Raw genomic sequence first — 19,269 nt, 5'->3', positions numbered from 1 at the left:
GCCATGACTGCCACGAATTCCTATCCCGATTTCGGCCTGACGTCCGAGCAGCGCCGCGAGGCCGTGGCCGGCAACCAGTACGAATGGCCGGGCATGGACGGCGATCGCGGCGAGATCTGGTGCTACACCGACCGCTACTCCTACGCGGCGGGCGATACCGTGAGGCTGCAGGTGTCGTCGACGGCCGCGACGTACTCCATCGAGATCGTGCGCGACGGCGCGACGGAAACCCGCGTCTTCTCGCGTGAAGGCCTGGCCTCCCGCTGGCAGGACACGCCTGATCAGGTTTCGGTGGAAGGCTGCGGCTGGGAGACGAGCTTCGAATTCGAGATCCCGCGCGACTGGCCGTCCGGCGCCTATCGCGTGACGCTCGCGGCGGAAGGTCGGGATGGCGGCAAGATCAGAACGCACCATCTCTTCATCGTGCGTCCGGAGAAGGGCCGCAAGCCCGGCCGTGTGCTCCAGGTCGCCGCGACCGGCACCTGGACGGCCTACAACACCTGGGGCGGTTCGAATCATTATCAGGGCATCACCGGGCCCGGTCGCGACATGTATGCGCCGACCGTGAGCATCGAGCGGCCGTTCTGCCGCGGCTTCGTGGCGCTGCCGCCGGAGGCGCCGCGCGTACCGGTCGATTTCTACGTCCCGCCGGCGACGCCCCCGCGCTACCCGCACATGGAATGGGCCTTCGCCAACGGCTATTCGCGCAAATACGCCTCCTCCGGCTGGGCGAGTTATGACAGCCACTTCTTCCGCTGGGCGGAGCGGACCGGGTACGCGATCGATCTCGCCAGCCAGCACGAGCTGCATTTCGATCCCGACATCCTCGACGGCTACGACTGCGTGGTCTTCGTCGGCCACGACGAGTACTGGACCTGGGAGATGCGCGACGCCGTGGACAGCTATGTGGAAAGGGGCGGACGCGCCGCGCGCTTCGCCGGCAACTTCATGTGGCAGACGCGGCTGGAGGACGAAGGCCGGCGCCAGACCTGCTACAAGTACCGGGCGCGCGCCGAGGACCCGGTCTACCGCCAGGCGGACACGAGCCGGACCTCGACGTCCTGGGAAGCGCCGGAGATCGGTCGGCCGGGGGCGCTCACTTTCGGTCTCAATGCCACGCAGGGGCTCTATGTCGGCTGGGGCGGCTGCGCGCCGCGCGGCGTGCGCGGGTTTCCCGTCTATCGGCCGGAGCACTGGGCCTTCGCGGGCACCGGCATCTACTACGGCGACCTGCTCGGGGCGGAGAGCCATGCCTTCGGCTACGAGGTCGACGGGCTGGACTACGTCATCCGCGGCGGTCTGCCGGAGCCGACCGAGACGAGCGGTGCGCCGAAGGGGCTCCAGATCCTGGCCCTCGGCATGTCGTCGCTGAAGGAGGAGAGCGCCGACATTCCCGCCGACGACCAGTTCCTGTCCGACGCCGACGCGAAATTCGTCGCGCAGACGCTGGTCGGCGACGAAAGCGACGCGGCGGTGGAGCGGGTGAAGCGCGGCGCCGGCATGATCGTCAATTTCCCGCGCGGCAAGGGCGAGGTTTTCCACGCCGGAAGCTGCGAGTGGGTTGCCGGGCTCAAGCTGCAGGACGCGATGGTCGAGCGCGTCACCGCAAACGTTCTCGACCGCTACCTCAACCGATAGGCACGAATGCCATGCAATCCAACGCTATCCAGATGACCGACCAGCCGGCCGATGGTCAGAGGCCTTCGAACCTGTTCTACCTCGCCAGTCTCCGCCGGCCGCTGGTCGACCGCGCCGATGGCATCTACATCTGGGACCAGACCGGCCGGCGCTTCATCGACGGGTCGAGCGGGGCGATGGTGGTCAACATCGGCCACGGCAACCGCACCGTGATCGAGGCGATGAAGCGGCAGATGGATCGCGTCACCTTCGCCTACCGGCTGCATTTCGAGAACGAACCGGCGGAGGAACTGGCACGGCAACTGGCGGCGCACATGCCGGAAGGTCTCGACCGCATGTTCTTCGTCTCGGGCGGGTCGGAAGCAGTGGAATCCTGCATCAAGCTGGCGCGCCAGTGGGCCGTGGCAACGAACCAGCCGCAGCGCTGGAAGGTGGTCACGCGGTTTCCCTCCTATCACGGCGGCACGATCGGGTCGCTTTCGGTCACGGGGGACGATGCCCTGGTCGAGAGCTTCCGTCCGCTGCTGCGCGCGATGCCGACCGTACCGGCACCCGTCACTTGGCGCGACCGCGACAACTTCTCGCCGGAAGAGCGCGGGGTGCGCTACGCCGACATGCTGGAGGAGCGCATTCTCGAAGAAGGTCCGGAGACGGTGCTCGCCTTCATCATGGAGCCGATCGGCGGGGCCGCGACCGCGGCGCTCGTCGCGCCCGACAGCTATTATAGCCGCATCCGCGAGATCTGCGACCGCTTCGGGGTGCTCCTGATCCATGACGAGGTGATGAGCGGGGCGGGCCGAAGCGGCCGGTTCCTCGGTGGCGACCACTGGGACTGCCTGCCCGACATCGTCGCCATGTCGAAGGGGATCGGTTCCGGCTATGCGCCGCTCGGCGCCATGGCGGCTTCCTCGCGGCTCGTCCAGCCGCTGCTCGACGCCGGCGGCTTCCAGCACGGCCACACCTATGCCGGCAATCCGCTCGCCTGCGCGGCCGGACTGGCGGTGCTCGGCGAGATGGACCGGCTGCACCTGATCGACAACGCGGCGGCGATGGGCGATGCGCTGATGGGCGAACTTCTGGAATTGCGGAAGCGCTTCCCCTTCATCGCCGACGTGCGCGGCAAGGGCCTGCTGATCGGGGCCGAGATGGTCGCCGACCCGGAGACGCTGGCGCCGATCGAGCCCGGCAAGAAGGCCTATCAGCGCCTGCTCGACCATGCCTATGCACGCGGTCTCATCATCTACGCCCGGCGGGTGAAGGGCGGTCTGGACGGAGACAACTTCATCGTCGCGCCTCCAATGGTGGTCACCCGCGAACAGGTCGACGAGATCGTCTCGATCCTGGGGGACTCGCTCGAGGCACTCGCCCGCGACCTCGATCTACCCGTGAACGGCTGAGGCGGACATGGCACCGAAGAAAGTCATCGTCACATGCGCGGTCACCGGCTCGGTGCACACGCCCAGTATGAGCCCCTACCTGCCGGTGACGCCGGACCAGATCGCGACGGACGCCATCGCGGCGGCCGAAGCGGGCGCCTCGATCCTGCATCTTCACGCACGCGATCCGAAAGACGGCCGGCCGACCGCCGATCCGGACGTCTTCATGCAGTTCCTGCCTCGCATCAAACAATCCACCGATGCGGTGATCAACATCACCACCGGCGGCTCCTCCCTCATGGAGCTGGACGAAAGGCTGGCCGCACCGTTGCGCGCGGAGCCGGAGATGTGCTCGCTCAACATGGGTTCAATGAACTTCGCGCTGTTTCCGGCGCTGGAACGCGAGCGCGACTGGCAGCACGCATGGGAGCCGGAACTTCTGGAGGCAACGCGCTCGACGATCTTCAGGAACACCTTCGCCGACATGGAGGCGATCATCGCCTGCCTCAGCGAGGGCTGCGGCACGCGCTTCGAGTTCGAATGCTACGATGTTGGCCACCTCTATTCGCTGGCGCATTTCCGCGATCGCGGTCTGGTATCGGGGCCGCTGTTCATCCAGTTCGTGCTGGGGGTCCTGGGCGGCATCGGCGCCGACGCCGACAATCTCACGCACATGAAACGCACCGCGGACAAGCTTTTCGGCGACGACTACCGCTTCTCGGTGCTTGCGGCCGGCCGTCACCAGATGCCGCTGCTGTCGATCGCCGCTGCCATGGGCGGAAACGTCCGCGTCGGGCTCGAGGACAGTCTTTACGATGGACGAGAACTGGCCCGGTCCAACGCCGACCAGGTCCGTCGTATCCGAACCGTGATCGACGCGCTCTCGCTGGAGGTCGCCACTCCGGCCGAAGCGCGGGAGATGCTGCAGCTGAAAGGCGGCGACCGGGTGGCCTTCTAGCATGGATCCCGCAGTCACGATCCGGATCGCGACCGTCGAGGACGCCGACGCGATCCATCGCGCGGTTCTGGGCATCGCGGAGACGATGGACGAGGTGCACCGTGTGGCCAGCACGCCGGAGGACCTCGCGCGGCACGGCTTCGGGGAGCGCCCGGCCTTCGAAGCGCTGATAGCCGAAGCGAATGGCGAGATGGCAGGCGTGTGCGTCTTCTTCCCGAGCTTTTCCACCTATCGCGGGCAGCCGGGCGCCTATGTTCTCGACCTATTCGTCGATCGACAATGGCGAAGGCGCGGAGTGGCCGCCGGTCTGTTGCAGCGTGTGGCGGCGATCACCCGGGCGCGGGGCGGTGCCTACGTCCGCCTCTCGGTCGATGCGGAGAACGGCGCGGCGCAGGAGTTCTATGTTTCCCTCGGTATCGAGCATGCCTCGGAGGAGCGCATCCACGCCGTCTATGGCGACGCTTTCGCCGCGCTGGCCGATGCCGGGGATCGCCTGGCCTGAAGGAGTACGCAATGAAGGCTTTCTACGCCGACGAACAGAAGCGGCACGATCCGAAGGCATTCCTGTCGAGTGGCGCGCCGCAGCCCAACCCGGAACAGCCGGAGCGCGTGGAACGGTTGCTCGCGGGAGCAAGAGCTGCCGGCTGCCCGGTCGAGCGTCCCCGCGACCACGGGCTGGCGCCGATGGCAGCGGTGCACACCCCGGAATACCTCGAGTTTCTGCAGAACATCTACACGCGCTGGCGGCGGATTAAGGATGCTTCCGAGGAAGTGATCCCCAACATTCATCCGCTCGCCCGCGATGGCGCCTATCCGGCATCGGCCGTGGGACAGGCCGGCTACCACATGGCCGACACCGCCTGTCCGATCTCGGCCGAGACCTGGGAGAGCGTCTGCTGGAGCGCCTGGAGCGCGACATCCGCGGCGGAAGACGTGATGTCCGGCGCGCCGGCCGCCTATGCGCTCTGCCGTCCGCCCGGACACCACGCATTCGCGGATGTGGCGGGCGGCTTCTGCTTCGTCAACAATTCGGCGGTGGCCGCTCAGCATCTGCGGCGTAATGCATCCCGGGTGGCGATCCTCGACGTCGACCTGCACCACGGCAACGGGACGCAAGGCATCTTCTATCGGCGGTCCGACGTGCTGACCGTCTCGATCCATGCCGACCCCGTCCGCTTCTATCCCTTCTTCTGGGGCCATGCCGACGAACGCGGAGAGGATGCCGGTCTCGGCTACAATCTCAACCTGCCGCTGCCGCGCAAGACCGGCGACGACGGCTTCGTTGCGGCGCTCGACGACGGCCTGCGGCGCATCCGCGCTTTCGCGCCCGACGCGCTCGTCGTAGCCCTTGGCCTCGACGCTTCCGAACACGATCCTTTCGGTGGACTATCGGTCTCCACGGATGGCTTCGCCCGCATTGCCGAGCGGATCTCCGCCCTTCGGCTACCGAGCGTCATCGTGCAGGAGGGCGGCTATCTCTGCGACCAGCTGGGCGACAACCTCTCGGCATTCCTTGGCGGATGGAACGGTTCGGCAACCTGATCGCACCGTCAATCCTCGGCATAGCCCGTCATCTCCAGATATCCCCGGCCCTGGTGGGTGCCAGACACGCGGACCGGACCTTCCCAGTACGGAATCCCGAGATCCATCCAGGCCTGGTCGTTGAGGGCGCCGACCGTCACGTCGAGACCCCGTTCCGCCAGAACCAGCCTCCATTGCGTCGGGAGGTCGCGCCCGGCGACGCGGCTCGTCTGCACCGGGGTCGCGACGAGCTTGCCGTCGGCATAAGGCGTCGGGTCGCCGTCCGCGGCGATCCAGGTCGCGGAAGTGAAGGCGCCGCCGGCGGCATCGCGCAAACGGAACCCCATCAGCTTCTCGCCCGTGTCGAACGACAGCGAGAACCAGTCCCATCCGGCCTGGTCTTCCGCCAGGGGCTGCGACGACCATTCACGATCGACCCAGGCCGTGCCGCTCACCGGAACGTCGCCGTCCGGCAGGCTCAGCGTTCCCTCGACCGCGAAGAAGGGCTGCGAGTAATAGTGGCTCGCCTGCCCCTTGGCCGACTTGACCGAATAGCCCTCGTCGCCGTGAAGGACGAGCGGCCCCCTCGCCTCCATCGCGATGTCGTAGGCGAAGTCCGGTCCGGTCGCCTTGAGCTCCAGTCTGTCGAAGCTGTCGCCGGCCATGCGCCAGTCGTCGATCCAGGCGGTGAAGGGCTGCGCCTCCACCCCCGCCTGCCCCGTGCCGCCCCGGGCGAACCGTTCCGTGGCGAGGTGGGTCGTGGCGCTGGTGACGGCGGCATGGCCGAACCAGACCTGCGGGCTCTCCCATCCTTCGGCCTCGCCGGGCGCCAGCGCGGTGCGGAACAGGGTCCATTGCAGGCCATAGTCCGCGCCGTCGGGGCCGGTCAGGTTCGCGGTCACATACCACCACTCGATCCGGTAGTCCGGATGGGGACCATGGTCCTGCGGGAACTGGAACTGTCGACCCTGCTCCGGCATGGCGAAGCCCTCGGCGTCGGTGCCGAGCCCGGCAAAGCCCTGGGCGTAGGCGTTGCCGACTCCCACCAACAGGAAGAAGAGGGCCCTAACGTTCATTGGCGAAGATCCTCAGCAGAGCGGCCGGCTCCATGCGCGCCAGCCGCCAAGCTGGCCAGAGCGCCGCGACGAGCGCGGCGACCAGCGCAAAAAGTACCAGCCGGGCGTATTCAACGGGGAAGAGGTACATCGGCAGGCGCCAACCGAACGCCTCGACATTGACGATGGCGAGCAGGACCCAGGCAAGCGCCAACCCGAGCGGCAGCGCCAGCAGCGCAGTCACGGCGGCAAGCAGGAGGGTGCGCAGGATCTCCTGCACGGCCAGCCGGCGCTGCGTCGTGCCCATCGCCCAGACCGGCGCCATCTGCGGCAGCCGCAGCGCCGCGAGCGTCAGGAGGCTCATCAGGATGGCGAAGGCCGCCACCGCCAGCGTCAGTACGTTCAGCGCCCCGGTCACGGAGAAAGTGCGCTCGAAGACCGACAGCGAGAAGGCCTTCAGCGACGCCTGATCGATGATGCGCGCCGGTGATAAGTCGAACGTCTCCACCAGCGCCTGCCGTACGCCCTGCGCGTCGTCGGTGCGTAGCCCGTAGCGCGACGGCTGGACGGAGGGAAAAGTCTGCCGGAACAGCGCCTCGCCGACGATCGCCTGGCCGATCGGATTTCCGTAGTCGCCAACCACGCCCGCCACCGGCAGCGACAGCTCCGGCGCGAGCGCGAGCATGTCGCCGACCTGCAGGCCGGCCCGGCGGGAAAGCTGCTCGTTGATAACGACCGCCCTGCCCTCTTCCACCTCGTCCCAGACGGCGGGGGACGCGTCGAGGAAGCGCCAGTTGTCGCGATAGGTGTCGCCGACGCGCGCGCCGAATATCTCCGCCGGCAAGCCGGCAAGCGTGGCATCGACAGACATGATGGGCAGCACGGCGTCGGCGCGCGCGTCGAGGAAGCGCTCGAGCGCGGACCGGTCCGCAACCGCTTCGGCATCCACATAGAGTTCGGCCGACAGGCGCTGGTCGAGGAAACCGACGAAGGTGAGGCGGAAGCTGGAGACCATGGTCGATACGCCCACATTCGCGGCCATGGCCAGCAGCAGCGCCATCAGCGCCAGCCCGAGGCCGGGCAGCTGCTGGCGCGTGTCGGCCCAGAACCAGTGCGCCATGGGACCACCGGACAGTCCCTCGCCCAGGCGCAGGATCGCCGCAAGGCAGGTGGGCAGCGCAAGTGCGGCGCCCAGGAGCAGGGCGGCAAGCAGCGCGAAACCGGCGGCGAGCCCCGTCCCGACGATCGTCAGAAGGCCTGCCGCTCCGAGTAGCAGGACCGCAGCCGCGGCCTGGAGCACGCGGGTCCGGCCCGATGCGAGTGCCCAGGCGCGCCCACCGGCACTGGCGAGTATCGGCATCCGCGCCAACCGCCAGAACGCGCTGGCCGCCGCCATCAACGCGCCGCCGAGCGCCATTGCCAAGCCCGAAAGCCACCAGGCAGGGCGGATCTGCAGCGTGCCGGCGACATCGGCGCCATAGAGGCCTCGAACCGTCGCGGCGACATCCGGCAAGAGCAGCGCCGCGATCCAGTAGCCCAGCACCAATCCGAGCGCGCCCGCCAGCACCGCCAGCACGACCAGTTCCAGCAGCATCAGGACGATCAGGCCGGCAATCGGGACACCGAGCGCGCGCAGGGTGCGCACCATGCCGCGCCGCTGCTCGAAGGCCAGGCCGATCGCGCCATGGACGATGAAGATGCCCACCGCGAAGGAGAGGAAGCCGAAGGCGGTGAGGTTCAGGTGGAAACTGTCCGTCAGCCGCCCGACGTCGCTGGAGGCCTGCGCCCGCACAAGCACGAGGTCCGGCGCGATCTCGTCCAACGGCGGCTGCCGCAGCGGCTGGTCCGGCAGGACGATCAGGCGGCTGATGCGCCCCGCACGGTCGAGCAGCGCCTGAGCGACGCCGATGTCGGCAAGCACGGTGCCCGGCGCGACGGCGGGGTCGGTCAGGACCGGATTTGCCAGGTTCGCGGTCAGGACGACCGCAGCCTCCGGCCCGGCAACCAGCGTGTCCGCGCGTACGAACCCGTCAAGGTCGGTACGCCCCAGTGCCGCGCTCGCGGCGGAGCCCTCGGGCATGGTCAGCGGATCGACACCGATCAGCCGCAAGGTCGTGTTGTCGATGCGCAGGCGCGCTTCCACGACCGGGCTGACCAGCCAGCCGGCGCGGCGCAGAGCGACGAACCGTTGCTGCGGCATCATCTCCCCGTCGCGCGGGACGAGCTGGTCGAACCTGCCTTCTGCCAGCGTCGCGGCGGCCGCATCGTAGCTTGCGCGGGCCTCCGAATTGATCGCCTGGACGCCGGACCAGAGCGCCGTCGCCATGGCGAGGCCGAGCACCAGCGTCATGAGCTGGAGCCGATTGCGCCGCCAGTGCGACACGAGCGCCGCAACGACCGCGCCGGTCACGCGAGACGACCCTGGCTCAAATGCGCGTGCCGGCCGAGACGGGCGGCGAGGCGCGGGGAGTGCGTGACCATCAGGAGCGCCGAGCCCGCCTCCGCCACGAGCGCGAGGAACTGACCCATCACCTCGTCGGCTGTCGCCTCGTCGAGATTGCCGGTCGGCTCGTCGGCAAGGATCAGCTTCGGCCGCGCCGCTAGTACCCGGGCGATCGCCACCCGCTGCTGCTGGCCGCCCGACAATTGCTCCGGATATTTCCGCAGATGCGCCTCGAGGCCGAGCACGCCCGCGAGCCGTGAGAGGTCCTCGCGGTCAGTCGCTCCGCTCAACCTTGCCTGGAAGGCGATGTTGGCGGCAACGTCCAGCGAGGGGATGAGGTTGAACTGCTGGAAGACGATGCCGACGGTGTTGCGCCGCAGTCGCGCGCGCCCGCTGTCATCGAGCGCGTTCACCTCGTGCCCGTCGAGCAGGATGCGGCCACCGTCGACGGCGTCGAGCCCGGCCACCAGATGCAGCAGCGTGCTCTTGCCCGATCCGGACTCCCCCGTCAGCGCCAGTGTCTCTCCGGCCGCGAGCGACAGCGTCACGCCACGCAAGACAGACACCGCGCCTTCGGGTCCGGGATAGGATTTGCGCAGGTCTTCGATCGAAAGCAGCATGCACCACAGCTATCGTCTGCCGCGGAAAGGGAAAGCGCGGAAATCGAAAAACTTCAGCGAGTTGCCGGCTTTTCTACCGTTCTCTTCGAGTTCTCAACAATCGAACCATTACCAGGGAGGGTAGTGTCTCTAGCCAAGGGAATTTGAAGTCGACGCTCGACAGGTCGCCTCTTCCCTGCTGCGGAACACCCTGATCCGGTTGGGCCCGCGCTCGGGCACGACGGGTCATGCCACCAGTATCTTGCGTCCCGCGGTCAGGCCGTTCACCTTCCCCACGATCGATGCGGCATCGATGCCGTAGTGTCGGTAGAGATCGCCGATCGTGCCGGTCTGGCCGAAATGCTCCACCCCGAGCGGGATCGTGCGATGCCCGTGCACGGAGCCGAGCCACGCGAGGGTGGCCGGATGCCCATCGATAACCGTGATCAGCTTGCAGTGACGCGGCAGACCGGACAACAGCCTCTCGATATGACTTTCGGCGGCGGGATTGCCTCTCGACCGGGCCCTCTGGGCGGCCGTCCAGCCGGCGTTCAGGCGGTCGGCCGAGGTGACGCCCAGGACCGCGACGTCCCGCCCGCTGGAGGCGTTCGAGACGGCAATCGGACAATTCCGGGAGGTCGTCGATTGCTGGCTGATGACCGGCAGTCGCGACTAACTGATGAGAGTTGCCACCAAGGACCTGCACGAGTTCGAAAGGTTCCTCGTAGGCCGCCTGACGAAGGTGCGCGGCGTGGCGTCGATCGAGTCGTCGATACCGCTGCGGCGCGTGAAGTCTGGGTTCGCACGGACCGAATGAAATTTGGTACCGGTGGCAGGTGGAGTGCACGCGCCGGTGCTCAGGAAACATTGCCTCGGAGATTTCTCGTGGCAGATCGTGAAAGGGATTGCCTCCAACCAATGCCGGTCGAGCACTCCTAGGCGCGGAAGCGGCAATTCGGCGCTGGGGATCTGGCCAGTCGCAATGCGCCATCCGAAACGCGCACCGGCCCGCGCGCAGGCGCGCTCCTTAAAGCGCGGCATTCATGTCTGGGAGAATCCGAATCGGCCTGGTTGTGCCTGGATGGACCTCCAAGCGGAGGATAAGGCGCGGCGGCCTTAGGGCACCAATGCCTGTTGACGGAAGGAAGCGGCCCATCGCCGCTCCTTCCTGTCGCTTGCCCCAAATGAAGAACCCCGCATGGGCAGGGAGAAAGGGCGGGCGGCGTTCGTGAACCGGGCGGGTTGAACCCGCCCGGTCGCTTTCATGTCACTCGTAGGTCGGAAGGTCGGCAGCCTTCAGCGCGGTGCGGCGCTCCTCGAGCCAGCGCTCGGTCTTCTCGCCTTCCGGCGCGTCGGCGACCTTTTCCCAGGCCTGCGTCAGGAGTTCCTGTCGCTTCACCAGCATGTCGTTGTGTGCCTGCGCCTCGTCGGTCCAGAGACCCTTTTCCTTCCAGAACCGGATCGCGCCTTCATGGTAGGGAACCACCCACTCGAAGTCCTGCCGGTCTTCCGACCAGCCGACCATGGCCGCTTCGATCTTGACGTAGTTGTCGAACTGCTCGTTGACGGCCCTGGTGAGGTTGTAGACGAGGTCTGCATCCTGATCCGGATAGGTCAGCAGGACCGGGAACGGGAAACCGGCGCATTCCAGCGGGTTTTCCTTGGAGATGTTCGGGCCGAGCGTGGCGTTGCGCGGCGAGAACTGCGGCTTCACGGACTGCAGGCGTTTCCATCCCTTTTCGTTGGAAGCCGGCAAAGGCAGCCATTTCAGGCCGGCGGGAGAGGCCGCCGCCTGCTGGGCGAGGCCGCCGGTGGTCAGCGTCGTTATGGCGTCGACCTGGTCGTTGATGAGCGCTTCCCAGGAAGCGCCGAAGCTCGCGACCTCGACCTTCTCGACGTCGTCCCAGCTCAGGCCGCCGAAGGAGAGGAAGCCGGCGACGTTGCTCTGCAGGGCGGGCGCTCCGACCACGAAAGCGATCCGCTTGCCCTTCACGTCGTCGATGGTCTCGATGCCCGCGTCGCCCCTCAGTGCGAGGGTGAAGCAGTTGTCGGAGTTGGAGCCGACGAGCATGCGCAGGGGCTGCGGTCCGATTTCCGGGGCCGAAAACGCTTCGGTGCCTTCCACGGCGTTGAAGGATTCCGAACCGACCACGCCGAACTGGACGCGGCCCTGCTGCAACGGGATCAAGCGCGCGACGTCGGAAGTAGCCGGCAGGACGCGCAGGGAGGTGCCGTAGGCATTTCCGAGCGCGGTGCCGAGCGCCACCGCCTGGTTGTAGGACGCCGCGCCGACGTCATAGGACGTCACGGCCAGCGTGTCGGGCAGTTCGACGTCCTGTGCCTGGAGCGCCGTCGGCGCCGTGGTGGCGAACAGCAGGAGGGCGGCAGCGCCGCCAAATCGTCTTGTCATGTTCAACATGGTTTCCTCCGCGATTGATTCATGGCGCCGCCTGAAGCGGGGCTGCGTCCTGACTACCGGGTGAACCTGCGTCGAACAAACCCGCTTGCCCGGCATTCCGTGCTGCGAAACGCACTCAGGCGGCGGGATAGCCGAGAATGGCCTTCACCTCGAGATATTCCTCGAAGCCGAAGACGCCAAATTCGCGCCCGTTGCCCGACTGCTTGTAGCCGCCGAAGGGGAGGCTGCGATCGAACCCGGCGCCATTGAGATAGACCCGGCCCGCGCGGATGCGATTGGCCACACGTCGCGCCCGGTCGGGGTCGGTCGACTGGACGAAGCCGGCCAGACCGAAGGGCGTCGCGTTGGCGATCTCGATCGCCTCGTCCTCGCTGTCGTAAGTGATCATCGACAGCACGGGCCCGAATATCTCCTCCCGCGCGATCCGCATGTCCGGGGTCACGTCGGCAAACACGGTCGGGCGAACATAGTAACCGCGATTGAACTCGCTTGGGCGGCCCGGCCCGCCGGCCACCAGCGTGGCGCCTTCCTCGACACCCGAGGCGATCAGCGCCTGCACCTTGTCGAACTGCGACTGGCTGACCAGCGGCCCCATCGTCGTTTCCGGGTCCATGGGATCGCCGAGCCGGATGGTGCCGATCGCACCGCGCGCGGCCTCCACCGCGGCGTCCCGCTGCGAGCGGTGGACGAGCATGCGCGTCGGCGACTGGCAGTTCTGGCCGCCATTGGTGTTGCAGGCATGGACGCCCGCCACGACGGATTTCGCCAGATCGGCGTCCGGCAGGATGATGTTGGCCGACTTGCCGCCGAGTTCCTGCGCCACCCGCTTGACCGTGTCGGCGGCGAGCTTGGCCACGCGGATGCCGGCGCCGGTCGAGCCGGTGAAGGAAACCATGTCGATCTCCGGATGGCTGGCGATCGCCTCGCCAACCGTCGGACCGTCACCGTTGACGAGGTTGAAGACGCCCGCGGGCACGCCAGCCTCATGGATGATCTCCGCCAGCGCCCGGGCGCTGAGCGGCGCGATCTCGCTCGGCTTGAGGACGACCGTGCAGCCCGTGGCCAAGGCGGGTGCGACCTTCGACGCGACCTGGTTGAGCGGCCAGTTCCATGGCGTGATGAGGCCGCAGACGCCGATCGGTTCGCGCCGGACGATGCCGACGCCTTCCGGACGCTCGAATTCGTAGCGGGAAAGAACGCGCACCGCTTCCTCGAAGTGAAACAGCGCGACGGTGGCCTGCCGCTCGGTCGAGAAGGTGATCGGCGCGCCCATCTCCATCGTCATCAGGCGGGCGAGTTCCGGCAGACGCGCCCGAAATCCCTCGACGATACGCCCGAGGATCGCCAGGCGTTCTTCCCGGGACGTCTCGCTCCAGGAGGCGAAAGCGCGACGGGCGGCCGAGGCGGCGCGATCGACGTCGGCGGCGGTGCCGAGGCTGACGCGACCAATTTCCTCCTCCGTGGCGGGATTGACGATCGGCAGGCGACGCGGATCGGCTGGCGCCGTCCACCGGCCGTCGATGTAGAACTCGGATACGTCGTGCATGCTTCCTCCGTACGAACCGATGGAGGGACCCACCGCCAAAGGTGGGCCTCCGTTTTTGGGCGATCCTATCGGCGGCGGCGGCGGCCGCAACACCGTCTCGCGAGCGTTTCGCCAGACGGATGCAAAGCCCGATCCATCAAGCGGGCGTGCGCAGTCTTGCCGAGGACCCGAACTCGGCCGCAAGGCGCTCCAGTTCGTCTGCCAGCGTTCGCGGCACGACGACCTTTCCGAGGGACTGCCGTTCCGCCCGCAGCTTCCGGTCACCGGGGAGCGATGCTTCTCCAGGCGCGGCGAGGATCGAGGCCGCCAGGCCGGCGATGCGTTCCGGGTAGGGTTGCGTCAGGCCGAAGTGCGCCGGATCGATGGTCAGGAACAGCCAGGAGCAATCGGACGGCGCGGACGGGTCGCCGTACATCGAAGCGATCTCGCCGAGCACCGATCCGCCCGAGAGCGCGCAGAGAAAATCCACCATGAGCGCGAGCCCGTAGCCTTTGGCGCCGGCGGCAGGCCGGAGCACGCCCCGCAGGGCGGCGGCCGCGTCGGTCGTCGGCTGGCCGCTCGCGTCAAGCGCCCAGTCCGGCGGGATCGCCTCGCCGCGCTGCGCCGCGAGGCGTATCCTGCCCATGGCGACCGCGCTCATCGCCATGTCGAACACGATCGGCTCGCGCCCGGCGACCGGGATCGCGATCGCAAGGGGATTGTTGCCGACGACGGCGCCGGTTCCGCCGGGAGCGGCCAGCATCGGCCGCGTGTTGCACATGACGATGCCGATCATCCCCGCCTCCGCCGCGACACGCGCGTGTCGCCCGGCGACGCCGAAATGCGTGGCGGTCCGGACTGCGACCGCCGCCAGCCCATGTGTCCGGGCGGTCTCGACCGCACGATCCATCGCTCCCTTCGCAACGGCATGGCCGAGCGCGAGACCGGCATCGTAGACGGTCACGGCGGCGCTCGAATGGACCAGGCTGAGCGTGCCCTTGCCGTCGATCGTGCCGGCGCGCAGCCGGCGCAGGTAGGTCGGGGCCTGCAGCAACCCGTGCGAAGGGACGCCCTGCAGGTCGGCCTCGATAAGACCGTCGGCGACGAGCGCGGCGGCGTCCCCGGTAACGCCGGCGGCGCTGAAGAGGTCCGCCAGGAACGCGCGCGCACGACCCGCTTCGACGGTGATCCTGTCGTTCTCGCCGTTTGCCGTCATCACGTTCCTCCGCTGCGCGCGAAAGCCGTGGCGCAAAGGACCGGAGCAGTCAAACCGGGCCGCTGTTCCAACGCCGGCCGTTCCGGCATGCGAAATGCCTCTGCTGCCCGGTTTGCGCCCGTGGGGCGCACGCAGTACCTGCTTCCATGTCCGCTGGCGGACCGACCGGGAGGTGGATGAATTGGCGATTACCTACGACGTCGTCAGGCAGGTCGCGCGTGATCTCTATGGCTGGTCGCTCAAGAAGGTGCCCGACGACACGCTCGACGCCCTGGCCGAGGCGCGCCGGCGCGAAACCAACCCGACGTCGCAGCGCACCCTCGACTTCATGCAGGCGGCGGCGCGCGCGGCCGAACGCGAGGATCGCCACGCCTGCTCGGATGCCGGCTTCCCGACCTATTTCGTCAAGATCGGCACGCGGCTGACGCTCGACGGCGACATCCGCCGCGCCTTCGTCGACGGCTTCGCCGATCTCGTCGAGACCATCCAGCCGCCGATCCTGAAGTTCATCACGCATCCGCTGACGCTGGAGCGCAGCTACACCGGCAAGGACATGCCGATCGTCTCCTTCGACGTCGCGGACGGCGCCGACTACATGGACATCACCTGCTCGCCCAAGGCGCTGGGCTCCGGGCGCTGGGCCGATCTGAAGGTCTTCAGCTATCCGAAACTCGCGGACATCGAGGGCTACGTGATGGAATGCGTGATGGAGGCCGGATCGCAGCATTGCCCGCCGGTGGTGATCGGCGTCGGCATCGGCGGCTCCTTCGACAACGCGGCCAAGCTCGCCAAGATGTCCACGCTGCGCAGGATCGGCACCAGGCACGACGACCCCATGGTCGCCGACATGGAGGAACGTCTGCTGGCCGCCGTCAACAAGACCGGATTCGGGCCGATGGGAACCGGCGGCGACACCACCGCTCTAGCGGTCCATGTCGACTATTCACACGGACACGGCTTCGTGCCGGTCGCCGTCTGCTTCAACTGCTGGATCAACCGCCGTACGGCTGCCCGCATCCACGACGGCGGAAAGGTGGTGCGCCTTGAGTGACGGCTCTCCGCCCGACCTGAGGCGCCTGACGCTGCCGCTTTCGCGCGACGAGGCGCGGTCGCTCAAGCTCGGCGATACCGTGATCCTCGACGGCGAGGTGACCATCACGGCCGGGTTCCCGACGCATCAGCGCATGGCCGAGGCACTCGACCGTGGCGAACCGCTGCCGTTCCCGAAGGCCGGAAGCGCCTTTTTCCACATGGGCAGTTCCTGCCGCGCGGAGGGCGATCGCTGGGTGACGAACTACGTCAACCCGACGACGTCGACCCGCTTCGACGACACCATGCCGGGCATCATCCGCCGCCTGGGCCTGACCGCGACGGGCGGCAAAGGCGGCATGGGGCGCGCCTGCGTGCAGGCGCTGCGGGACGTCGGCGGCGTCTATTTCTCCATGCCCGGCGGCGCCTCGCCGCTGCTCAGCATCGGGGCGGTGGAGAGGCTGGAGACCGCCTGGGACGACCTGATCGAACAGTTCCGGCTGTCGCGCTTCCGACTGGAGGGCTTTGGACCGGTCACCGTGGCGATCGATGCGCATGGCAACTCCATGTACGATGCGCTGCAGGGCCAGGCTTCGGCGCGCATGCCGCGCATCCTGGAGGAACTCGAGCAGGCGCGCCAGGCCTCCGCCGCGCGGCGCGCGAAGACGGCAGGCGACGGACGCTGACGCTGCTTCACCATCGGCAATTCGAAGAAGGAAAACCGCGTGCGACGCTATTTCGAGGATTTTTCGGTCGGAGAGACCTGGACGAGCAAGTCCGTCGTGATGTCCGAGGAGGACATCGTCCGCTACGCCCGAGAATACGACCCGCAGCCGATGCACACCGACCCCGAGAAGGCGGCGCAGGGGCGGTTCGGCTCGGTGATCGCCAGCGGCTGGCAGATCGCGGCGCTCTCCATGCGGCTTTTCGTCGAGTCGGGCGGCTATGGCGAGACGCCGATGGTCGGCCTCGGCATCGACGAGTTGCGGTGGCGGCGGCCGGTGAAGCCGGGGGACACCTTGCGGGTGAAGCGGGAGGTCGTCGCGACGGAGCGGCACAAGACGCGGCCGGAATTCGGCATCATCAGGACGCAGGTCACCGTGATGAACCAGAAGGACGAGACCGTGATGTCGCTGGTCTCGCTCGGCCAGGTGCCGAGCCGGCCGGCGGACGCCGAGGCGGGAAAACATTTGTAACGGCTACAGGTGGCGGCCTTCGTCCACCGGCACGACGATCCCGGTGGAACTGGTGAGAAGCATGACGCAGGCTATAATGGCCTGTGCAACGTCGTCGGGGCTGGTGATCTTGCCGAGTGGCATCTTCGCCGCCATCGCCTCCAGCTGTTCGCGCGTCCGGCCGGCGACGAAATCGGTGTCGACCCCGGCCGGAGAGACCGAAAAGACGCGGACCTTGGGCGCCAGCACCTTGGCGAGGCCGACGGTGAGCGTGTCGAGACCGCCCTTGGCCGCGCAATAAGCGAGGCTTGAACCCATCCCGGTGCGCGCGGCGATCGAGGAGACGTTGACGACGGCCGCGTCGGTGCCGCGTTCGAGCAGCGGACGGAAGGCGCGAACGACCGCGAAGGGTCCGCGCAGATTGACTCGCAGCACCCGGTCGAAGATGTCGTCGGTCAATCCGTCGAGATCGTGGGCGGGCACGGGCTCGGTGGCGCCGCCATTGTTGACCAGCACGTCGAGACGGCCGTACCGCTCCTCGACAATCCGTGCAGCGTCAGCCACGGAGGCCGTGTCGTCGATGGCGATGCGCAGCGCCATGTGTCCGTCGCCCGGCAGCGTCCGCACGACTTCCTCGGCAGCCTCACGGCGGCTGTTGTAGCCGACGACCACCGATGCGCCCAAGCCGGCCAGCCGAATCGCGGTGGCGCGGCCGATGCCGCTGCTAGCGCCGGTGACCAGCGCCACGCGGCTCTCGAGTGCAGTGCTTTCGGTCTCGCTCATGCGGATTTCTCCCAATAGGGCTTCTTCAGATCCTGCTTGAGGATCTTGCCGGCGTTGTTGCGCGGGAGTTCGGGGCGCAGTTCGACAGCGGCGAGGCGCTGGGTGCGCCCGACCTGTCCGTTCACCCACGTCAGCAAAGCGTCCGGTTCGACTGCGCGGCCGTCCCTCGCGACGACCAGCCCGAGCGGGGTTTCGCCCCATTTTTCGCTGGGGATGGCGATTACCGCCGCTTCGGCGATGTCGGGATGCGCCAGCAGTTTCTCCTCGAGGTCCGAGGCGTAGATGTTGAAACCGCCGGAGATGATCATGTCCTTCTTGCGGTCGAGCAGGACGAGGAATCCGTCCTCGTCGAACATGCCGATGTCTCCGGTGCGGTGGTAGAGCGTGCCGTCGCGGTCGCGCCATTGGAAGGCGGCGTTCGCCTCCTCGTTGCGGAAGTACCCGGACATCATGGTGGCCGAGCGGCCGATGATCTCGCCGCGCCCGCCGCGCGGCACGTCTTTGCCCTCGTCGTCGATCACGCGGATCTCGTTCCCGGCCGCGGGCCTGCCGACCGTGTGCGCCTTCTGCGGGAAGGCGGCGAGGTCGAGGATGCAGGTGCAGCCGCCTTCGGTCAGGCCGTACACCTCGACGAACCGTCCCGGCCAGCGGGCGAGGATCTCGCGCTTGTCGGCCGCCGGAAGCGGCGCGCCCGTGCACTGCTTGACCTTGAAGGACGATAGGTCGCGCCGGGCGAAGCTCTCCGCGGCCAGGATGCGCCGGTACTGGACGGGAACCAGCATGGTGTGGGTGACGCGCTCGCGCTCGGCGATGTCGAGATAGGCCTCGACCTCGAATTTCGGCATGAGCATGACGCGCCCGCCATGGAACAGCGCCGCCAGCATCGGCATCAGCGTGGTGTTGGAATAGAGCGGTGTGGCAAGCAGCATCGTGCTCGACCCGTCGATGCCGAACAGCGAGCGCGCGGCCTGGCGATGCCGCATCGAATGGGAATGCACGATGCCCTTGGCGCGCCCGGTCGTGCCGGAGCTGTAGATGATGTTGAACGGGGTTTCGGGTGCCGGGACGACAGCCTCCGCGAGCGGCTGGCCGCATTCCAGGAAGGCGGCGGGAAGTCCGGTGCGGCTCGCTGCGTCGAGAACCACTGCGCGTCCGGGATGATCGGGCTTCAGGAGCGACTGGTAGCCGTCCTGCACGAAGACGAGGTCCGGTTCGCAGTCGGCCAGCATTCCCGCCAGCGCGTCCGGGTGGGCCGACACCGGCAGCGGGACGGCGCAGCCGCCGGCCGCCACGATGCCGAGGTATGAGACCGCGAGCCCGGTGCTTGCGGTGCCGAGCAGCGCGATCCTGCCGACTTCAGGGCCAGTTGCGGCGATGATGGCGCCGGCAACGCCGAGCACGTCTTCTCGCAGTTGAGACCAGGTCAGCGCCTCCGGGCCGCAGACCAGCGCGACATCTTGCGGACGCTCGATTCCGTGTCGCAGGATCCGCGCGACCAGTTCGCCTTCTTCGGTTGCGGCTTCGGTCACCGG

At 67.8% G+C, this 19,269-nt stretch carries 17 protein-coding genes and 1 pseudogene; 9 read left to right on the top strand and 9 right to left on the bottom strand.

Annotated elements, in window-relative coordinates; translation table 11 throughout:
* The first annotated feature begins 3 nt into the window (after positions 1–3).
* The 5 genes from BSQ44_RS09785 to BSQ44_RS09765 are packed head-to-tail and all read left to right on the top strand — an operon-like array spanning position 4 to position 5,514.
* On the top strand, positions 4–1,638 hold the full coding sequence (locus BSQ44_RS09785; protein WP_072603484.1) for a N,N-dimethylformamidase beta subunit family domain-containing protein: 1,635 nt from the start codon (positions 4–6) through the stop codon (positions 1,636–1,638).
* Positions 1,639–1,649: 11 nt separating this feature from the next.
* Positions 1,650–3,035 (top strand): aminotransferase family protein, encoded by a 1,386-nt coding sequence (locus BSQ44_RS09780; protein WP_235633379.1) that lies wholly within the window; start codon positions 1,650–1,652, stop codon positions 3,033–3,035.
* A 7-nt stretch (positions 3,036–3,042) separates the two neighbouring features.
* The gene (gene kce, locus BSQ44_RS09775; protein ID WP_072603482.1) at positions 3,043–3,972 is read left to right on the top strand and encodes a 3,5-dioxohexanoate:acetyl-CoA acetone transferase; all 930 of its coding nucleotides are present in this window, start codon (positions 3,043–3,045) and stop codon (positions 3,970–3,972) included.
* 1 nt (position 3,973) lies between these two features.
* Positions 3,974–4,474: a GNAT family N-acetyltransferase gene (locus tag BSQ44_RS09770; RefSeq protein WP_072603479.1), complete on the top strand. Its 501-nt coding sequence runs from the start codon at positions 3,974–3,976 to the stop codon at positions 4,472–4,474.
* Positions 4,475–4,485: 11 nt separating this feature from the next.
* Positions 4,486–5,514 carry a histone deacetylase family protein gene (locus tag BSQ44_RS09765; RefSeq protein WP_072603477.1) on the top strand — a complete coding sequence of 343 codons (1,029 nt, stop codon included), beginning with the start codon at positions 4,486–4,488 and terminating at the stop codon, positions 5,512–5,514.
* An 8-nt stretch (positions 5,515–5,522) separates the two neighbouring features.
* On the opposite strand, the gene BSQ44_RS09760 is transcribed toward BSQ44_RS09765, so the two are convergent.
* From BSQ44_RS09760 to BSQ44_RS09745, 4 genes and pseudogenes are all read right to left on the bottom strand, one after another.
* Positions 5,523–6,569 carry a lipocalin-like domain-containing protein gene (locus BSQ44_RS09760; RefSeq protein WP_072603475.1) on the bottom strand — a complete coding sequence of 349 codons (1,047 nt, stop codon included), beginning with the start codon at positions 6,567–6,569 and terminating at the stop codon, positions 5,523–5,525.
* Complete coding sequence (locus tag BSQ44_RS09755) at positions 6,559–8,958, bottom strand: FtsX-like permease family protein (protein WP_072603473.1); 2,400 nt, start codon at positions 8,956–8,958, stop codon at positions 6,559–6,561. Before BSQ44_RS09755 ends, BSQ44_RS09760 begins: the two co-directional genes overlap by 11 nt.
* Positions 8,955–9,611 (bottom strand): ABC transporter ATP-binding protein, encoded by a 657-nt coding sequence (locus tag BSQ44_RS09750; RefSeq protein WP_072603471.1) that lies wholly within the window; start codon positions 9,609–9,611, stop codon positions 8,955–8,957. Before BSQ44_RS09750 ends, BSQ44_RS09755 begins: the two co-directional genes overlap by 4 nt.
* A gap of 225 nt (positions 9,612–9,836) precedes the next feature.
* Positions 9,837–10,187: pseudogene (locus BSQ44_RS09745) on the bottom strand (transketolase); the annotation flags it as partial.
* Between the two features lie 82 nt (positions 10,188–10,269).
* Here BSQ44_RS09745 and BSQ44_RS09740 point away from each other — a divergent pair.
* Positions 10,270–10,407: an Lrp/AsnC ligand binding domain-containing protein gene (locus tag BSQ44_RS09740; RefSeq protein ID WP_210187932.1), complete on the top strand. Its 138-nt coding sequence runs from the start codon at positions 10,270–10,272 to the stop codon at positions 10,405–10,407.
* Between the two features lie 450 nt (positions 10,408–10,857).
* Here the strand turns inward: BSQ44_RS09740 and BSQ44_RS09735 are convergent, their stop codons facing one another.
* The 3 genes from BSQ44_RS09735 to BSQ44_RS09725 all read right to left on the bottom strand — a co-directional run bounded on the left by BSQ44_RS09735 (position 10,858) and on the right by BSQ44_RS09725 (position 14,750).
* The gene (locus tag BSQ44_RS09735) at positions 10,858–12,009 is read right to left on the bottom strand and encodes a TAXI family TRAP transporter solute-binding subunit (RefSeq protein WP_114579947.1); all 1,152 of its coding nucleotides are present in this window, start codon (positions 12,007–12,009) and stop codon (positions 10,858–10,860) included.
* A 115-nt stretch (positions 12,010–12,124) separates the two neighbouring features.
* Positions 12,125–13,555, bottom strand: coding sequence for an aldehyde dehydrogenase family protein (locus tag BSQ44_RS09730; protein WP_072603469.1), 1,431 nt, complete (start codon positions 13,553–13,555; stop codon positions 12,125–12,127).
* Between the two features lie 136 nt (positions 13,556–13,691).
* Entirely contained in the window at positions 13,692–14,750 is a 1,059-nt protein-coding gene (locus BSQ44_RS09725; protein WP_072603467.1) for an Ldh family oxidoreductase, read from the bottom strand.
* Positions 14,751–14,931: 181 nt separating this feature from the next.
* On the opposite strand from BSQ44_RS09725, the gene BSQ44_RS09720 reads away from it, so the two are divergent.
* The 3 genes from BSQ44_RS09720 to BSQ44_RS09710 are packed head-to-tail and all read left to right on the top strand — an operon-like array spanning position 14,932 to position 16,975.
* Entirely contained in the window at positions 14,932–15,801 is an 870-nt protein-coding gene (locus BSQ44_RS09720; RefSeq protein WP_072603465.1) for a fumarate hydratase, read from the top strand.
* The gene (locus BSQ44_RS09715) at positions 15,794–16,465 is read left to right on the top strand and encodes a fumarate hydratase C-terminal domain-containing protein (protein WP_235633378.1); all 672 of its coding nucleotides are present in this window, start codon (positions 15,794–15,796) and stop codon (positions 16,463–16,465) included. The genes BSQ44_RS09720 and BSQ44_RS09715 overlap by 8 nt, the downstream gene beginning before the upstream one ends.
* Before the next feature lie 39 nt (positions 16,466–16,504).
* Positions 16,505–16,975, top strand: a complete 471-nt coding sequence (locus BSQ44_RS09710; protein WP_072603463.1) for a MaoC family dehydratase — start codon at positions 16,505–16,507, stop codon at positions 16,973–16,975.
* 3 nt (positions 16,976–16,978) lie between these two features.
* Here the strand turns inward: BSQ44_RS09710 and BSQ44_RS09705 are convergent, their stop codons facing one another.
* Both BSQ44_RS09705 and BSQ44_RS09700 read right to left on the bottom strand, forming a co-directional pair.
* On the bottom strand, positions 16,979–17,737 hold the full coding sequence (locus BSQ44_RS09705) for an SDR family NAD(P)-dependent oxidoreductase (RefSeq protein WP_072603461.1): 759 nt from the start codon (positions 17,735–17,737) through the stop codon (positions 16,979–16,981).
* On the bottom strand, positions 17,734–19,266 hold the full coding sequence (locus BSQ44_RS09700) for a class I adenylate-forming enzyme family protein (RefSeq protein WP_072603459.1): 1,533 nt from the start codon (positions 19,264–19,266) through the stop codon (positions 17,734–17,736). The genes BSQ44_RS09705 and BSQ44_RS09700 overlap by 4 nt, the downstream gene beginning before the upstream one ends.
* Positions 19,267–19,269 lie beyond the last annotated feature (3 nt).

The sequence above is a fragment of the Aquibium oceanicum genome, assembly GCF_001889605.1.
Classification (GTDB): Bacteria; Pseudomonadota; Alphaproteobacteria; order Rhizobiales; family Rhizobiaceae; genus Aquibium; species Aquibium oceanicum.
The sequence above is the reverse complement of the archived record's forward strand: the minus strand, read 5'-3'. Positions and strand labels throughout refer to the sequence as shown.